Below are 14221 nucleotides of genomic sequence, written 5' to 3'. Positions count from 1 at the left end.
ATAACAAAAACATTAATCATTGAAATCCTTTCCTTTCTACCGCCAACCAGATTCCAAAGACTGTGGTCCCACCTGCCTTCGTATCGTAAGTAAACATTACGGAAAAAGCATTTCTTTACAACAAATCCGTAACCTTTCAGAAACTACCAGAGAAGGAAGCAGCTTACTTGGATTAAGTGATGCAGCCGAAGATCTGGGCTTTCGTTCTTTAGGAGTTCAGATTAATTTTGAATCCTTAGCAGAAGAAGTTCCAATGCCATGCGTTGTTCACTGGAACAAAAATCACTTTGTTGTTGTTTATAAAATCGATAAATCTAATAAAGTTTATGTTTCTGATCCAGGATATGGCTTAATTACTTATACAAGAGAAGAGTTTATTAAACTTTGGATTGGTGAAAATGCCAATGAAAAAACAGAAGAAGGGATTGTTTTAATTTTAGAAACAACACCGGCATTTTTCCAAACTGAGTTTGATGATAATGAAAGTAAGGCAAGTTTCACTTTTTTATCAAAATATCTACTAAAATATAAATCGCTTGTTATTCAGATTGCGGTTGGACTTTTGGCAGGAAGTTTACTATCTCTTATTTTCCCTTTCCTGACTCAAAGCATTGTCGATGTCGGAATTCAGAATCAGGATCTTAATTTCATTTATCTTGTTCTTTTAGCTCAGGTTCTTCTTTTTATGGGAAGAATGGGAATAGAAATGATCCGAAGCTGGATTTTATTACATCTTTCCGCGAGAATCAATATCTCTATTATTTCCGATTTCTTTATCAAATTAATGAAACTTCCTATCAGTTTCTTTGATACAAGAATGACTGGAGATATCATGCAGAGAATTAATGACCATCACAGAATTGAGCAACTTTTGACAAGTTCATCTCTGAACACCCTTTTTTCATTAGTCAATCTGGTTATATTCAGTATTGTGCTATTATTTTATGATTACAGGCTGTTTATAGTATATCTTATCGGAGCTGCAGCTTATATCGGATGGATCAGTTTTTTCTTGGCAAAAAGAAAAGAATTAGACTATAAAAGATTCTCACAGGTTTCCCAGGAACAAAGTAAGGTAATTGAGCTTATTAATGGAATGCAGGAAATAAAAATGCATAATGCTGAAAAGCAAAAACGTTGGGACTGGGAATTTCTACAGGTTAAATTATTTAAATTAAGAATAAAATCCCTTTCACTTGAACAATGGCAGTCTGTAGGAGGAAATTTCATTAACCAAATGAAAGATATTCTGGTAAGTTTCCTTTCTGCAAAATTAGTTCTTGATGGAAATTTGACTTTAGGAATGATGCTTTCCGTACAATATATCATCGGGCAGCTGAATAGTCCGTTATTACAATTAATTGATTTTATTAAGCAGTTTCAGGACGCAAAAATTTCCCTTGAAAGACTTGGAGAAATCCACGACAAAGATGACGAAGAGAACAAAGAAGAGCAATATACTCACGAGTTGCCCGAAAAAGATATTGAAATAGAAAATCTTTCTTTCAGGTATACTGGTTCAGATATGTCTGTTTTTGAAAATTTAACATTAACCATTCCTTACCAAAAAACCACAGCAATTGTCGGAGCCAGCGGAAGTGGAAAAACTACTCTATTAAAATTGTTAATGAAGTTTTATGAACCAAATGAAGGAGAAATAAGACTCGGAAATACAAAGCTTAAAAATATATCGCCAAGATTCTGGAGAGATCATTGTGGAGTTGTGATGCAGGAAGGATATGTTTTCAATGATACTATTGCAAACAACATTGCAGTTGGAGAAGATTACGTTGATAAAAACAAATTAAGAAGATCCGTTGAAATCGCCAATATTAAAGATTTTATCGAAGAACTTCCTTTAAGCTACAATACGAAAATCGGAAATGAAGGACTTGGAGTAAGTGGTGGTCAAAAGCAAAGATTATTCATTGCAAGAGCTGTTTATAAATCTCCGGATTATATTCTATTTGATGAAGCAACTTCAGCATTAGATGCAAATAATGAAAAAGTAATCATGGAAAATCTTGAGCAATTCTTCAAAGGTAAAACTGCTGTCGTGATTGCTCACAGACTTTCTACGGTAAAGCACGCCGATAAAATTATTGTATTAGATAAAGGAAAACTAGTTGAAGAAGGTAATCACGCTGAATTGGTAGCTTTAAAAGGTGAATATTACAGATTGGTGAAAAATCAATTGGAACTTGGAAATTAAAATTTACATCACAAAATAAAGCGGAATCCGAAAAGCTTATAGAGTAGGAATATCAAACAAATTATTAATTATGAAAAATTTAAGAAAATTGACAAGAAATGATTTAAAATCTTTACAAGGAGGCAAAGGTTGCGGTGGACAATATTTTCCACCAGATCCACCTGCACCAGGAGAACCATATTTTTGTGATTGTAATTTAAAATGGTGTCCAAAATACGGTATCTGTGTTCAACCAACTTTTACTAAAGATTGTGAAATTGATTTCTAATTTTTAATTTAAATAATATGAAAAATCTAAAAAAATTAACGAGAAAAGATTTAAAATCTTTACAAGGAGGTGGAATCGGAGATTGTGGAGCACATTTCCCTGAAGATCCACCAATGCCAGGTGAACCATATACTTGCCCTTGTAATTTATATTGGTGCGAAGCAAAAGGTTCTTGTGTTCATAAAAATATGATGACACCAGAATATTGCGAAACAGGATTATAGATTTTGAAATAAATTCAGTTATGAATATCAATAGCAATCTTCAAATATTGAAGATTGCTTATATTTAAAATATGGAAAAAGACGTCTTAGATAATATTGAACTTCGCTCGGAAAGTGTTCAGGATATTCTTACACAACCACCTCACTGGATGATTCGGTGGGGAAACAGCATTATATTTTTAATTCTTATACTTATTTTAGTGATGAGTTATGTAATCAGGTATCCGGAATTTATTCCTGCACCGATTGTTGTAACATCACAAAACCCACCTGAAAAATTAGAAGCAAGAACCAATTCCAAAATCGAAAAAATATTTATTAAAAATCATCAAGAAGTTAAGAAAGATGAAGTTCTGATGGTAATGCAATCTTCAGCGAATTACAAAGATGTTTTAGAACTTAAAAAAATTATAGATTCACTTTCTCCCAATCAATTGGCGTCATTTCCAGTTAATGAAACATCACATTTTAAACTTGGAGAATTGCAAGGTGATTATAATAATTTTGCAAAAGCTTTTCAGGACGAAGCCTTATTTACAAGACTTCAGCCGTACGCACCAGAAAATCTTGCAGCCAATCAAAGCCTTTCTGAATATCGATTGAGAATTGCTACAACAAAACAGCAAAAAAGATTAGAACAGGCAAAATACGAGCTTACAAGAAAGAATTATCAGCGTTCTCAGGAATTATTTAATCAAGGAGTCATTGCTTCAGTTGAACTTGAGAATGAAAAAATAAAATTTCTGCAGGCTCAGCAAAATTTAGAAAATATTAATATTTCTCTTTCACAAATGGAAGAAGGTATTTCTAATTTAAATAAAACAAAAAGCGGAACTGCAATTAATACCGAAAAAGATAAAATCAACTACTCTTCTCAATCTTTACAGCTGTTCGAACAGTTAAGAAAATCTTTGAAACAATGGGAACAAAGTTACCTGATTATATCAAATACGGAAGGTGTTGCCAGTTTTCAGCAGTTTTTTGGTGAAAATCAATTTATTAAAGCCGGAGATGCTATCTTATCCATTCTTCCAAAGAACAGGGAAAAATTGGTCGGAAGAATGTCTGTACCGGCAGCTAATTCAGGAAAAATTATTTCAGGCGAAAAAGTTTTAATTAAGTTAGATAATTACCGTTATCAGGAATATGGAATTGTAGAAGGTAGAGTACAAAATATTTCACTTTCTCCCGACAAGGATGGAAATTATTATGTAGATATTCTTCTTCCTAAAGGATTAAAAACAAGCTACAATAAAAATCTTGTTTTTGATAAAGAACTTAAAGGCAGTGCTGAAATCGTAACTCAGGATCTAAGGCTAATCGAAAGATTCTTCTACCAGATGAGAAAATTATTAGGGTATCAAACTTAATATCCAAATCAGATAAAAGAAGCCGAAACAGTTTTTGTTTCGGCTTCTTATTTTATCATTAGTTCGAAAGTAATTTCTTATTCGTAAAATATTTTAAATCCATTTCTATTAAAGTAGATCCAAGTTGCCATACTGCTTCCAGATTCCCATTTATTACTACTTAGATTTTCATAAGATTTCTCAATTGTTTTCACCCAAAGATTAGAAATTAAAACTTTATCATTCCCTATTCACACTTTCTAAATTATTTCTCATTATGAGGTAGTAAAAAAAGCCTTTCTTGTTTAGAATATTCTGATTGGCTCATGCTTCTAAAATTAGAGCAAATATTCGTTTTTAAGCATTCTTTAGCTTCCAAAACTTGCGAAAACAACATTAAATAATCGTAAAGAATAAAATTATCAATAATAAGAGATCTTTTTCATTACTGATCATTTTATTTATGTCTAGTATTCAAAACTAGAAAAACTTACTTGCTAAATATTTATGAAGATAAGTTCAAGAAATAAAAAAAGGTTACAAGAAAAATATCTTATAACCTTTTATCTGTAGCGAAGACGGGAATTGAACCCGTGACCTCAGGGTTATGAATCCTGCGCTCTAACCAACTGAGCTACCTCGCCGTTTTGGTGGTGCAAATATAGGAAAATATTTGCTACTACCAAATTTATTTTAACTTAAAATATTCTAAAACATCACCAACATGCTCTGGTTTGCTGATTATCTTATTGTTAGCATCCAAAATAAAATATGTTGGAGTTGCATGAACATTATACAAATCTACATAACTACTGTTCCATCCTCTTAATTCCGAATCATTTACCCAAGGAAATGCAGCAATCTTTTTAGACCAAGAATCTTTGTCAACATCCATCGATAGACCTACAACCTGAATATTTTTCGCTTTTAGATCATTGTATTTAGCTAATAATTTTGGAAGTTCTTCTTCACAGTGCGAACAAGTAGAAGACCAGAAAATAACCACCTTTTTATCAGCTTTAACGTCGTAAAGAGATTTAGCTGTAGTATTTACCGGAGATTGGAATTTATAATTAGGAAAAGCCGCTCCAATTTCCACATTAGCATTAGATTTCAACGTAGAAGCTAGTCTGTCAGTAATTGTACATTTCAAGTTTTTCGCAAGGTTAAGATATTTATCTTTAAATTCCTGCATTTCATAAACATCAAAAATATCGATCAATTCCGAAAGAACCGTTTGTCCACGCGGAGTTTCTACCTTTAGCCTATCTAAAAGTTTGTCAACAGAACCCGCAACGTTTGTATTTCCGCCTGAATTCAGGTAATTCACTAGAATTGGTCTTAGTAAAGAAGATGTTTCCAGCATATCACCCGACTTATCAATAAAATTAATAATTTCGTCCTGACTTACTTTTTTAGAAGCATCATTAGAAAGAAATTTACTGTAATTTGTATTGTAATAATAGATAAAAGGATGCTGAGTCTGGTCAATACCATCAGAGTTTCCGGAAAGCCTGTTTATTTCAGTTTTCAGAGCCTTTCCAAATTCTGTATTGTCTTTGTAATATTCTTTGATCTGAGACAACGCAGGAAGTATTAATTCTTTCTTCTGAGAACCTTCCTGAAACTTACTCATAATATCATTAGCCTCATCCAGATAAACTATATCTTTTACCTTGTTCCCTTGAGACTCAAGTTTAACACTTACATTTTTATTTTCAGAAATAAAATTGAATGTATTATTTGTATTGGGGAAATAGACTTTCATCATTCCCATATAGTTTTTAGGATACTTGAATGTCCATATATTATTTTTACTTTGTTCTTTTGTAAAAATGATATCCTTGGAACCATTAAGAGTATATAGAATAGCGTCTTGATCTTTGAAGTCGGCAGGAGCCTGAATAGTCACAGTGAACTGAGCCTGTAATGAAAATGCAGCTAATAATGCTGAAACTGTAAAAATCTTTTTCATATCGTAAAAATAAAAAAACTCTCCGACTAATCAGAGAGTTTAATATTATTTTAATAAAATTTTATGCTTTTTTGCCTGTATATTTTTTATTAAAGAACGCTATAAACATAACAGCAATAATCCCCAATGCATATACATACATATCAATAGGTGATGCCGGTGCTCCTGTTCCCGATCCACCTACTCCTCCCGCTGGTGGTTGAGAAGGTTGTGAGGGCTGGGCGTTTATTAAAAATACAGTTAAAAGAAAAAAGACATATACTAGTTTATTTATAGTTTTCATATTTTCTTATTTTAAGATTTTAGTGTTAACAATATCTCCTTTGTCTGAAACAACTTTTACTACGTAAGAATTTTTGATTTTTTGATCTAATTCAATTACAAAGTCTTTAGATGTTTCTACAGCTTTTTTAGAGATAACCAATTTACCACTCATATCATAAACTTCGATATCAGCCTTTTTCCAGTTTGGATCAAATCTAACAATGTAGTTGTCAATTGCAGGATTATAAATTACCAGTGTTCTTGAAGGAGCTTTTGTTTCATTAGCTGCCAAAACAACATTACTTGGCTCTCCATAGTATAGGTCATATTCAGTTCCTGCTACAGGAATTACAGTTCCCTGTACTGCCTGTTGTACGGTTCCATTCGGTGCTTTATAGTAGAATCCGATTCCTGAAGATAATGCATGAGCACCATCAGCAATCAGTTCAGCGTTTTCTCTGATTTCAAATTTATAAGATTTTACTACAGAAGGGCTGTAAGTTACTAACTTAACATTTTTACCTTTGAAGTTAAATTCATTTGCTTCATTAATATACAACCAGTAATTAACATTGTTGTAATCATATCCTCCATTCGGAGCTTCTTCGAAAGTACCAATAGCATCTCCTCCTGTTGCAGCCGCCTGAATTGTCGTTGCACTTGTATTTTGATGCCCTGTAGTTCCATTAGGAGTTACTACATAATAAGTTCTTCCTATTTCTTTACCTGCAGCATCCAAAGCAATAACACCAAGCTGTTTTACAGTTCCAGGAATACCTTTAGCTGCAGTTACAGTATAATCAGTTGTTGCTGCTCTTGCAGTACTTGCAAATCTTCTTAATGTACTGAAATTCAAAGTCTGTGCAGTATTATCTCTTAATTTGATAACAAAAGTCTGCATTGGCTTGATAACAAGCGCATTGATATCTCCTGTAGGAATTTTAGTAGAAGGATCATACGTTTGCGTGAAAGCTCCCGTAGTAAAAGTTCCACCTCCCGCATAAGTTACAACTGTACCAGCAGAGTATTTTACACCCCAAATATTTGAAATATTATTTAAGTCAGAAACATTTCCCGGACCTCCAGCTTCAGTATAACCAATTCTGGATAAATCTATGTTCGTAAAATATGGATTTCCAAACTGGTAAATATTTTTACCATAAGTTCCTGTAAATAATCCATTAGTTAAATCGAAATTATCTTGAAGATAAGAGTTATATTTCTCTCCGTATTGGTTGGTATTATTACCATTAGTACCAAAAGTTACACTCGCGCCAGCATTTTGTAAGCTTACAGCTGCCAAATCCTCAGAACGTACAGGAGCTCCGTTAAGAGTATAAACAGATCCTGTCGCAGTAGGTGCAATTGTAGGCAAAGTTGCCGGTGGGGTACTTAAATCAAGATTATCATTCTTAGATCCTAACATATAGTAATTAGGAGCTGCCGGAGTTGTGTTTGCAAGATTCGTTACATGATTTGAAACTACAGTTGCATTGTTCCAGCTTAGAACTTCATTTTGTGTCCATCTGGTTGGACTAAATGCTTTAGCAAGTTCCGTTGATAAAGAACTGTACGCTTTACCGGCAAATGGAAGAGCTATCTGTTGGAAGTAATTCCCACTACCATTTTTAGCCGTTCTGTATTCCTTACTTACAATACCTGTAAGACCTGATGTAGGTATACCGTTAATATAAAGCTGTCCGTAAGTCGAACTATCGTAAGTTCCAGGTGTATTAAGTCTCAGGACAATGTTTCCACCATCCAACTTATTACCGCCTCCGGTAGTGATTGTTTTGAAACCATCAGCCGCAGTAGCTTCTACCATTACGTTTCCATGAACGTCAATGATACCGGCTCCTCTCGTCTGAACTCCGCCTCCGCTATAAACCAGAGTACCTTCACTTACATACGTAGTAGCAGCATCATCTACGTGTACTAGAACATTCTGCGCCTGAACAGAATAAGTGGCTGCTAATAAACCAATAGCAAATAAACTTTTTCTCATTGTATATAATTATTTGTGTGTTAATACAATATCTCAACTGCAAAGGTATGTTTTTTTTATGAAAAAACAAAAATATTTTATTTATTAACAAAAATATTATCCTCAGTTAATATTATTTCTTTTTCCTCTCCTATTGAAAACATATAGTCTTCAAGGACTTTTTCTGTCGTACCTCTCAACCCTCTTGCTCCTAAACCTTTTTCAATAGTTTCTTCTACAATTTTCTCAATAGCACCATCTGTAAATTTCAAGTCGGTTCCATCCATTTTGAAAAGTTCTATAAATTGATTCACAATCGAATTTTTTGGTTCTTTCATGATTCTTACCATCACCTCTTTCGTGAGTTTATCGAGATAAGTGATGATTGGAAATCTCCCCAAAAGTTCGGGAATTAATCCGAAAGTACGAAGATCAATTGCATTAATATTTGTTAATACATAATCGTCTTCATCTACTTTATTGATTTTTTCTGAGCTAAAACCAATTGCCTGTTTGTTCATTCTTCTTTCGATAATTTCCTTGATACCGTCAAAAGCACCACCGGCAATAAAGAGAATATTCTGTGTATTTACCTGGATATATTTTTGGTCAGGGTGTTTTCTTCCTCCCTGAGGCGGAACATTTACAATACTACCTTCCAACAATTTCAATAAACCTTGCTGAACGCCTTCTCCGGAAACATCTCTTGTAATACTCGGATTGTCGGATTTTCTTGCAATTTTATCAATCTCGTCAATAAATACGATTCCTTTTTCAGCTTTTTCCACATCATAATCTGCTACCATCAAAAGCCTGGATAAGATACTTTCAACATCTTCTCCGACATAGCCGGCTTCTGTTAAAATAGTTGCATCAACAATACAGAAGGGAACGTTCAACTCTCTTGCAATTGTTTTTGCCAATAAAGTTTTTCCTGTTCCTGTCTCACCGATCATGATGATATTCGATTTTTCCAGCTCGACTTCTCTGTTTTCGTCCTGAGCGTGAAGTAATCTTTTATAATGGTTATAAACCGCGATTGATAATTGCTTTTTTGCCTGATCTTGTCCTATTACGTACTGATCGAGAAATTCTTTGATCTCTTTCGGTTTTTTCAGTTCGTTTATAGTTTCTGCCGGAGCATGACCCGATTTTGATCCACTGTCTTTTACAATTACGTGAGCCTGCTCAATACAGTTTTCACAAATAAAGCCGTTTTGACCAGAAATCAGCATTTGAACTTCATTTCTCTTTCTTCCACAGAAAGAACATTGGTTTGAATTCATTTTTTATATATAATATATAAGGTATAGATTAAAGAAACTCGTAAAAGTTAGTTTTACGAGTTCCTGTTATTTTTAAGAATTAATAATTGAATTTTGAATTTCTAAATATTCTTCATTCGTTAATTTCAATCTCTCATTTTTGAAATTCATCTCTTCCACATTATTTAGAGGAATCAAATGAATATGTGCGTGAGGAACTTCCAATCCTACCACTGCCACTCCTACCCTCACACAAGGAATTGCGTTTTTGACTTTCTTAGCAACTTCCTGAGCAAAACCCCAAAGATTTTTATACTCTTCACTTTCCAGATCAAAAATCAAATCAACCTCTTTTTTCGGAACAACCAACGTATGTCCTTTTACTAAAGGCATTGCATCTAAAAATGCGATAAAATCTTCATTTTCAGCAATTTTATATGAAGGAATATCTCCGTTGATGATCTTTGTGAATATTGTGCTCATTTCTAAAAAATTAGAGGTTAGATTTTAGTTATAGAGAAATGTCTAATACTTCGAAAGACAATTTGTTTCCGTTTGGTAATGTAATATCTGCAGTTTCACCAACTACTTTTCCCAGTAAACCTTTTGCAATAGGCGTATTTACAGAAATTTTCCCTGTCTTAAGATCACTTTCGTTATCCGGAACCAATTTAAATATCTGTTCTTGATTTGTTGCATTATTTTTAAGTTTCACAGTCGTAAGAATTGAAACTTTTGAAGTATCCAGCTGACTTTCGTCTATGATTTTTGAAGTAGAAACAACATCTTTAAGTTTAGAAATCCTCATTTCAAGCATCCCTTGAGCTTCTTTCGCTGCATCATATTCTGCATTTTCAGACAAATCTCCTTTATCTCTAGCTTCTGCGATCTGTTGAGTAATTTTCGGTCTCTCTACAGTTTCCAACTGTTCCAGCTCAGCTTTCATTTTCTCTAATCCCTCCTTTGTAACATAGCTTGCCATAATTTTCAAAATTTAGTTTTAGTATAAAAAAATAATCCGACATTTGTCGGACAATGTTTTCGCGTTGTAATCGTTTATATTTCTACAAATATATAAAAATTTAAATTGAAATGAAAAAAACTTTTTCGATCTTATCTATAATAATATTATTGATTTTCAGCAATTTATCTATAAATTCGTGTGGAAGCCGAGAAGATACCGTAAGTTGTTTTCCAAGCAACCCTATCAATGTTACCTTAAATCTGAACCTTCCTGCGTATTACAATTTGAATCAAGTTGGAGGCTGGGTTTACATCAACGAACAACAATCCAACACAAAAGGTCTTATTGTGGTAAGAGCTTCTGACACGACATTTAAAGCATATGACAGAAATGCGCCACATATTTGTCCGGATAATAATACAACTCTGGAAGTTCAGGATAACATCAGAATCGTTTGTCCGAAAGATAATGCACAGTGGATTTTATTAACAGGGCAACCGACTTCTGTAGCCAATGTTCCTCCGAAAACATATCCTTACAATTATGATCCTGCAAGCAAAGTTTTAAATATTTATTATTAAAAATGAAAATTGTCATACAAAGAGTTTCCGAATCCAGCGTAAAAGTAGACGGAAAAATTGTTGGTGAAATCGGAAAAGGATTAATGCTTTTGGTAGGAATTGATGAAAATGACGAAAAAAGTGATGCAGACTGGCTCGTTCAGAAAATTTTAAACTTAAGGATTTTTGGAGACGAGGATAATAAATTAAACCTTTCCGTTCAGGATATTAAAGGAGAACTACTTTGTATCAGTCAGTTTACTTTGATTTCGGATTACAAAAAAGGAAACCGCCCATCTTTTATTAAGGCTGCAAAACCTGATAAAGCCATTCCTCTTTTTGATTATTTTAAAGAAGAAATTGCAAAATCGGGACTGAAAACCGAGAGCGGAATTTTCGGCGCAGACATGAAAGTTTCATTAATTAATGACGGACCTGTCACAATTGTGATGGATTCAATTACAAAAGCTTAAATTTACAGCAGATTATATTTTAAATTAAAAAATGAAAAAAACCTTAATTACCTTAGTTCTTTTAACAGGAGTAAACCTTGCTTTTGCTCAGAAATCTTATACGGACGAACAAAAAGCATCATATTATATTGGTCTTGATATTGCTCAAAACATGAAAAAGCAAGGATTTCCGGCAGATCCTGAACTTTTGTCTCAAGCAATAAAAGATGCATTTGCAGACAAGCCAAGCTTATTCCCGAAAGAAGAAATGGGAACTTTCTTACAAGGTTTCATGCAGAAACAAAACGAGAAAAAGCAAGCTGAAGCTAAAGTACAAGCTGAAGAAAACAAAAAGAAAGGAGCAGAATTCCTGGCTAAAAACAAGCTGAATAAAAATATAAAAACCACAGCAAGCGGTTTGCAATATGAAGTTTTGAAACAAGGTGACGGAAAAACAAAACCAACCACTTCTAATACTGCATCTGTAACTTACACTGGAAAATTAATGGACGGAACTGTTTTCGATTCTACGGATAAAAACGGAGGTCAGCCAATTGAATTGAATCTTTCAAGCGTAATTAAAGGCTGGACTGAAGGTATTCAATTGATGAGCAAAGGCTCTAAGTACAGATTTTATATTCCTTCTGATTTAGCTTACGGAGATAACGGAGCCGGAGGTGTAATTCCTCCCGGAGCAACGCTTATTTTCGATGTTGAATTGGTAGATTTTAAATAATCTTTTACCCATAAAAATAAAAACGTCTTTCAAAAATTTTGAAAGACGTTTTCTTTAATAAACTTTTATAAAAATTAATTCGCAGGAACACTGCTGAAATTAAGTGCAATTCTAAGGTTCATGTCTGAACTTGTCTGGTTTTTCAGCTCATAAACCGTTCTTACGGTAACTCCCGTACTTTTTACCACTTCATCCAAAAATCCTGAATTTTCCAAATCGAGATTTAAGCTTGAAGCATCTGTAGAAATATTTGACCTTGAAGCAACCAGTCTTTCACCCGTTCCGCTTGAAGAAATGTATACTTTTATCGATTTAAAAGCATTCAGACTTCCGCCGGAAGGAGAAACTACCGAAATTTTTGCATCTGAAATTCTTACATCTTTAATCTTCGCATTGTTATTACCTCCAAACCAAGTCTGAACATTGGAAGCTGTCGCCGTGGAAGAAACTTCTTTATCAGCCGGAACTCCTGTGGAAATTAATACATTGGCAGTATAAGGAAATGTATTCTGAACCAACGACTGCACCGTTCCACAACTTACCAAAGCTACTGAAGCCACTGCCGCTGTCAAAAATATATTTTTCATAATGATAAATTTTAAAGTTTTGTTTGCAGAAATTGTACCAAATCAGTTAAAATTATTCTATACTTACCGTAAAATTACCTTTTGTATTTCCGGAAGCCATATTACTTTTCCCAATAATAAGCCAAACTTCACCTCTTCCTTTTACATCATAAGTAATTTCTCGACTGAAAGGACCGTCGTAATCTCCGTTTGGTAATTTGATCTGGTTGAAGCGAATATTAAAATCCTTTTCTTTTGTTGATATTTTAGCTTTAAGAGTCGGTTTTTCGAAATCTGTAATTTTTAAGATAAATTCCTGATCATCTTTTGTAAATTCTTCTCCTAAAGTTAAAGGAAACTGTTCTGCATCTACTGTTCTGATAATCTGCCCGTCTTTTACAGTTCTCATAACGCCTGTACGCAAAACTTCTTTGGTTTTCGGAGCATTATTAATGATTGAATCCTTCATCCTCAATGCTGCAGAATCTTTTTTTTCAGTTGAGGCAGGCTGTTCACTTACTGATATTGAATCTTTATTCTGAGTTTCCAGTGTAGCCGGATCTTTTTTACACGAAATAATGATCAATGGGATTAGTAATAAGGATTTTTTCATGACAATTTATTTTTAATGATACTATAAAGCCATTTGACTTTTGAATGTATTCGGATGCCAAAATTGTTCCATTAGATAAATTTCATCCTTAGAAATGAGCGGAATTCCTGATTTCATGACTAATCTCAGTTTTATTTATATTTTTCATAGACTTCATCATAAAATACATGAAATTGAGCATAACTCCCATCAAAATAGTTACTCCCCAAGTTTTTGTATATTCCATTGGGTAGATGATTCTCACAACAATATCATTAAATAACCCAAAAGGATTGCTCAAAACATCCCAACTGTTCCACCTTAAAAATCTGCCCAAATAAACTCCGAAACTTGTCAAAAATAAAAACGAAACTGTAATAAAATTGATTGTTGATCTTTTGAAATAGACAGAAAGTAGTTTTTCAATATCCAATAAACTTACGAATCCGCAAAACAAACCCGTCCATGCATAAGAAAGAATCACCACCAAATCATACCAAATCGGAATAGAATTTCTGGTTTTCAGGTGAAAAAGGTCTGTCAATATATAAGGAGAATTGGGGAAAAATACAATCCAAACCGCAACAGCAACAATTAAAGAAATTTTACTTTTAATTTTAAAAATTAATAAAAAACTACTGATAATGAACGGAATCCAAGCCAGAAACAAATTCCAATTCAGAAAGAAAAACACTTTTGTTTCACTTATATAATATCTGAAAATAGAAAGACTGAAACAGAAACTTGCCATTAAAATTAAAAGCAAAGTAACCTCAAACCTTTGATTTTCTTTTAATTTCTTCATCATTT

General features: G+C 33.4%; 16 protein-coding genes and 1 tRNA gene. 7 read left to right on the top strand and 10 right to left on the bottom strand.

Annotation, left to right across the window (positions count from 1 at the left end; translation table 11 throughout):
- The first annotated feature begins 19 nt into the window (after positions 1-19).
- The 4 genes from ABD940_RS13150 to ABD940_RS13135 all read left to right on the top strand — a co-directional run bounded on the left by ABD940_RS13150 (position 20) and on the right by ABD940_RS13135 (position 4074).
- The gene (locus ABD940_RS13150) at positions 20-2212 is read left to right on the top strand and encodes a peptidase domain-containing ABC transporter (RefSeq protein WP_345204649.1); all 2193 of its coding nucleotides are present in this window, start codon (positions 20-22) and stop codon (positions 2210-2212) included.
- Between the two features lie 70 nt (positions 2213-2282).
- A complete protein-coding gene (locus ABD940_RS13145) occupies positions 2283-2480 on the top strand; it encodes a bacteriocin-like protein (protein ID WP_345204646.1) in 198 nt (65 codons plus the stop codon).
- 17 nt (positions 2481-2497) lie between these two features.
- Positions 2498-2704, top strand: coding sequence for a bacteriocin-like protein (locus ABD940_RS13140; RefSeq protein ID WP_345204643.1), 207 nt, complete (start codon positions 2498-2500; stop codon positions 2702-2704).
- Positions 2705-2775: 71 nt separating this feature from the next.
- Positions 2776-4074, top strand: a complete 1299-nt coding sequence (locus tag ABD940_RS13135) for an HlyD family secretion protein (RefSeq protein ID WP_345204640.1) — start codon at positions 2776-2778, stop codon at positions 4072-4074.
- Positions 4075-4623: 549 nt separating this feature from the next.
- Here ABD940_RS13135 and ABD940_RS13130 read toward each other — a convergent pair.
- From ABD940_RS13130 to greA, 7 genes are all read right to left on the bottom strand, one after another.
- Positions 4624-4697, bottom strand: a tRNA-Met gene (locus ABD940_RS13130).
- Between the two features lie 44 nt (positions 4698-4741).
- Positions 4742-6028, bottom strand: coding sequence for a TlpA family protein disulfide reductase (locus ABD940_RS13125; RefSeq protein WP_345204637.1), 1287 nt, complete (start codon positions 6026-6028; stop codon positions 4742-4744).
- 61 nt (positions 6029-6089) lie between these two features.
- Positions 6090-6311 (bottom strand): signal peptidase, encoded by a 222-nt coding sequence (locus tag ABD940_RS13120; RefSeq protein ID WP_345204634.1) that lies wholly within the window; start codon positions 6309-6311, stop codon positions 6090-6092.
- 6 nt (positions 6312-6317) lie between these two features.
- Positions 6318-8297, bottom strand: coding sequence for a T9SS type A sorting domain-containing protein (locus ABD940_RS13115; protein ID WP_345204631.1), 1980 nt, complete (start codon positions 8295-8297; stop codon positions 6318-6320).
- Between the two features lie 77 nt (positions 8298-8374).
- A complete protein-coding gene (clpX, locus tag ABD940_RS13110; protein ID WP_345204628.1) occupies positions 8375-9562 on the bottom strand; it encodes an ATP-dependent Clp protease ATP-binding subunit ClpX in 1188 nt (395 codons plus the stop codon).
- Positions 9563-9634: 72 nt separating this feature from the next.
- Positions 9635-10024, bottom strand: coding sequence for an HIT family protein (locus tag ABD940_RS13105; protein WP_345204625.1), 390 nt, complete (start codon positions 10022-10024; stop codon positions 9635-9637).
- Positions 10025-10052: 28 nt separating this feature from the next.
- The gene (gene greA, locus ABD940_RS13100) at positions 10053-10523 is read right to left on the bottom strand and encodes a transcription elongation factor GreA (RefSeq protein WP_345204622.1); all 471 of its coding nucleotides are present in this window, start codon (positions 10521-10523) and stop codon (positions 10053-10055) included.
- Positions 10524-10633: 110 nt separating this feature from the next.
- On the opposite strand from greA, the gene ABD940_RS13095 reads away from it, so the two are divergent.
- From ABD940_RS13095 to bamJ, 3 genes are read left to right on the top strand one after another with little or no spacing between them, the layout of a single operon-like run.
- On the top strand, positions 10634-11086 hold the full coding sequence (locus tag ABD940_RS13095) for a hypothetical protein (RefSeq protein ID WP_345204619.1): 453 nt from the start codon (positions 10634-10636) through the stop codon (positions 11084-11086).
- A 2-nt stretch (positions 11087-11088) separates the two neighbouring features.
- Positions 11089-11538, top strand: coding sequence for a D-aminoacyl-tRNA deacylase (gene dtd / locus ABD940_RS13090; RefSeq protein WP_345204616.1), 450 nt, complete (start codon positions 11089-11091; stop codon positions 11536-11538).
- 31 nt (positions 11539-11569) lie between these two features.
- Positions 11570-12253, top strand: coding sequence for a BamJ family beta-barrel-assembly machinery protein (gene bamJ / locus ABD940_RS13085; protein WP_345204614.1), 684 nt, complete (start codon positions 11570-11572; stop codon positions 12251-12253).
- Positions 12254-12327: 74 nt separating this feature from the next.
- Here bamJ and ABD940_RS13080 read toward each other — a convergent pair whose 3' ends face one another.
- The 3 genes from ABD940_RS13080 to ABD940_RS13070 all read right to left on the bottom strand — a co-directional run bounded on the left by ABD940_RS13080 (position 12328) and on the right by ABD940_RS13070 (position 14219).
- On the bottom strand, positions 12328-12840 hold the full coding sequence (locus ABD940_RS13080) for a hypothetical protein (RefSeq protein WP_345204611.1): 513 nt from the start codon (positions 12838-12840) through the stop codon (positions 12328-12330).
- A gap of 52 nt (positions 12841-12892) precedes the next feature.
- Complete coding sequence (locus tag ABD940_RS13075) at positions 12893-13432, bottom strand: hypothetical protein (protein WP_345204608.1); 540 nt, start codon at positions 13430-13432, stop codon at positions 12893-12895.
- Positions 13433-13520: 88 nt separating this feature from the next.
- Positions 13521-14219 carry a DUF1361 domain-containing protein gene (locus ABD940_RS13070; protein WP_345204606.1) on the bottom strand — a complete coding sequence of 233 codons (699 nt, stop codon included), beginning with the start codon at positions 14217-14219 and terminating at the stop codon, positions 13521-13523.
- Between the last annotated feature and the right edge of the window lie 2 nt (positions 14220-14221).

The organism is Chryseobacterium ginsengisoli, from assembly GCF_039542325.1.
GTDB classification, from domain to species: Bacteria; Bacteroidota; Bacteroidia; order Flavobacteriales; family Weeksellaceae; genus Chryseobacterium; species Chryseobacterium ginsengisoli.
This window is presented reverse-complemented; position numbering and strand designations above follow the sequence as displayed.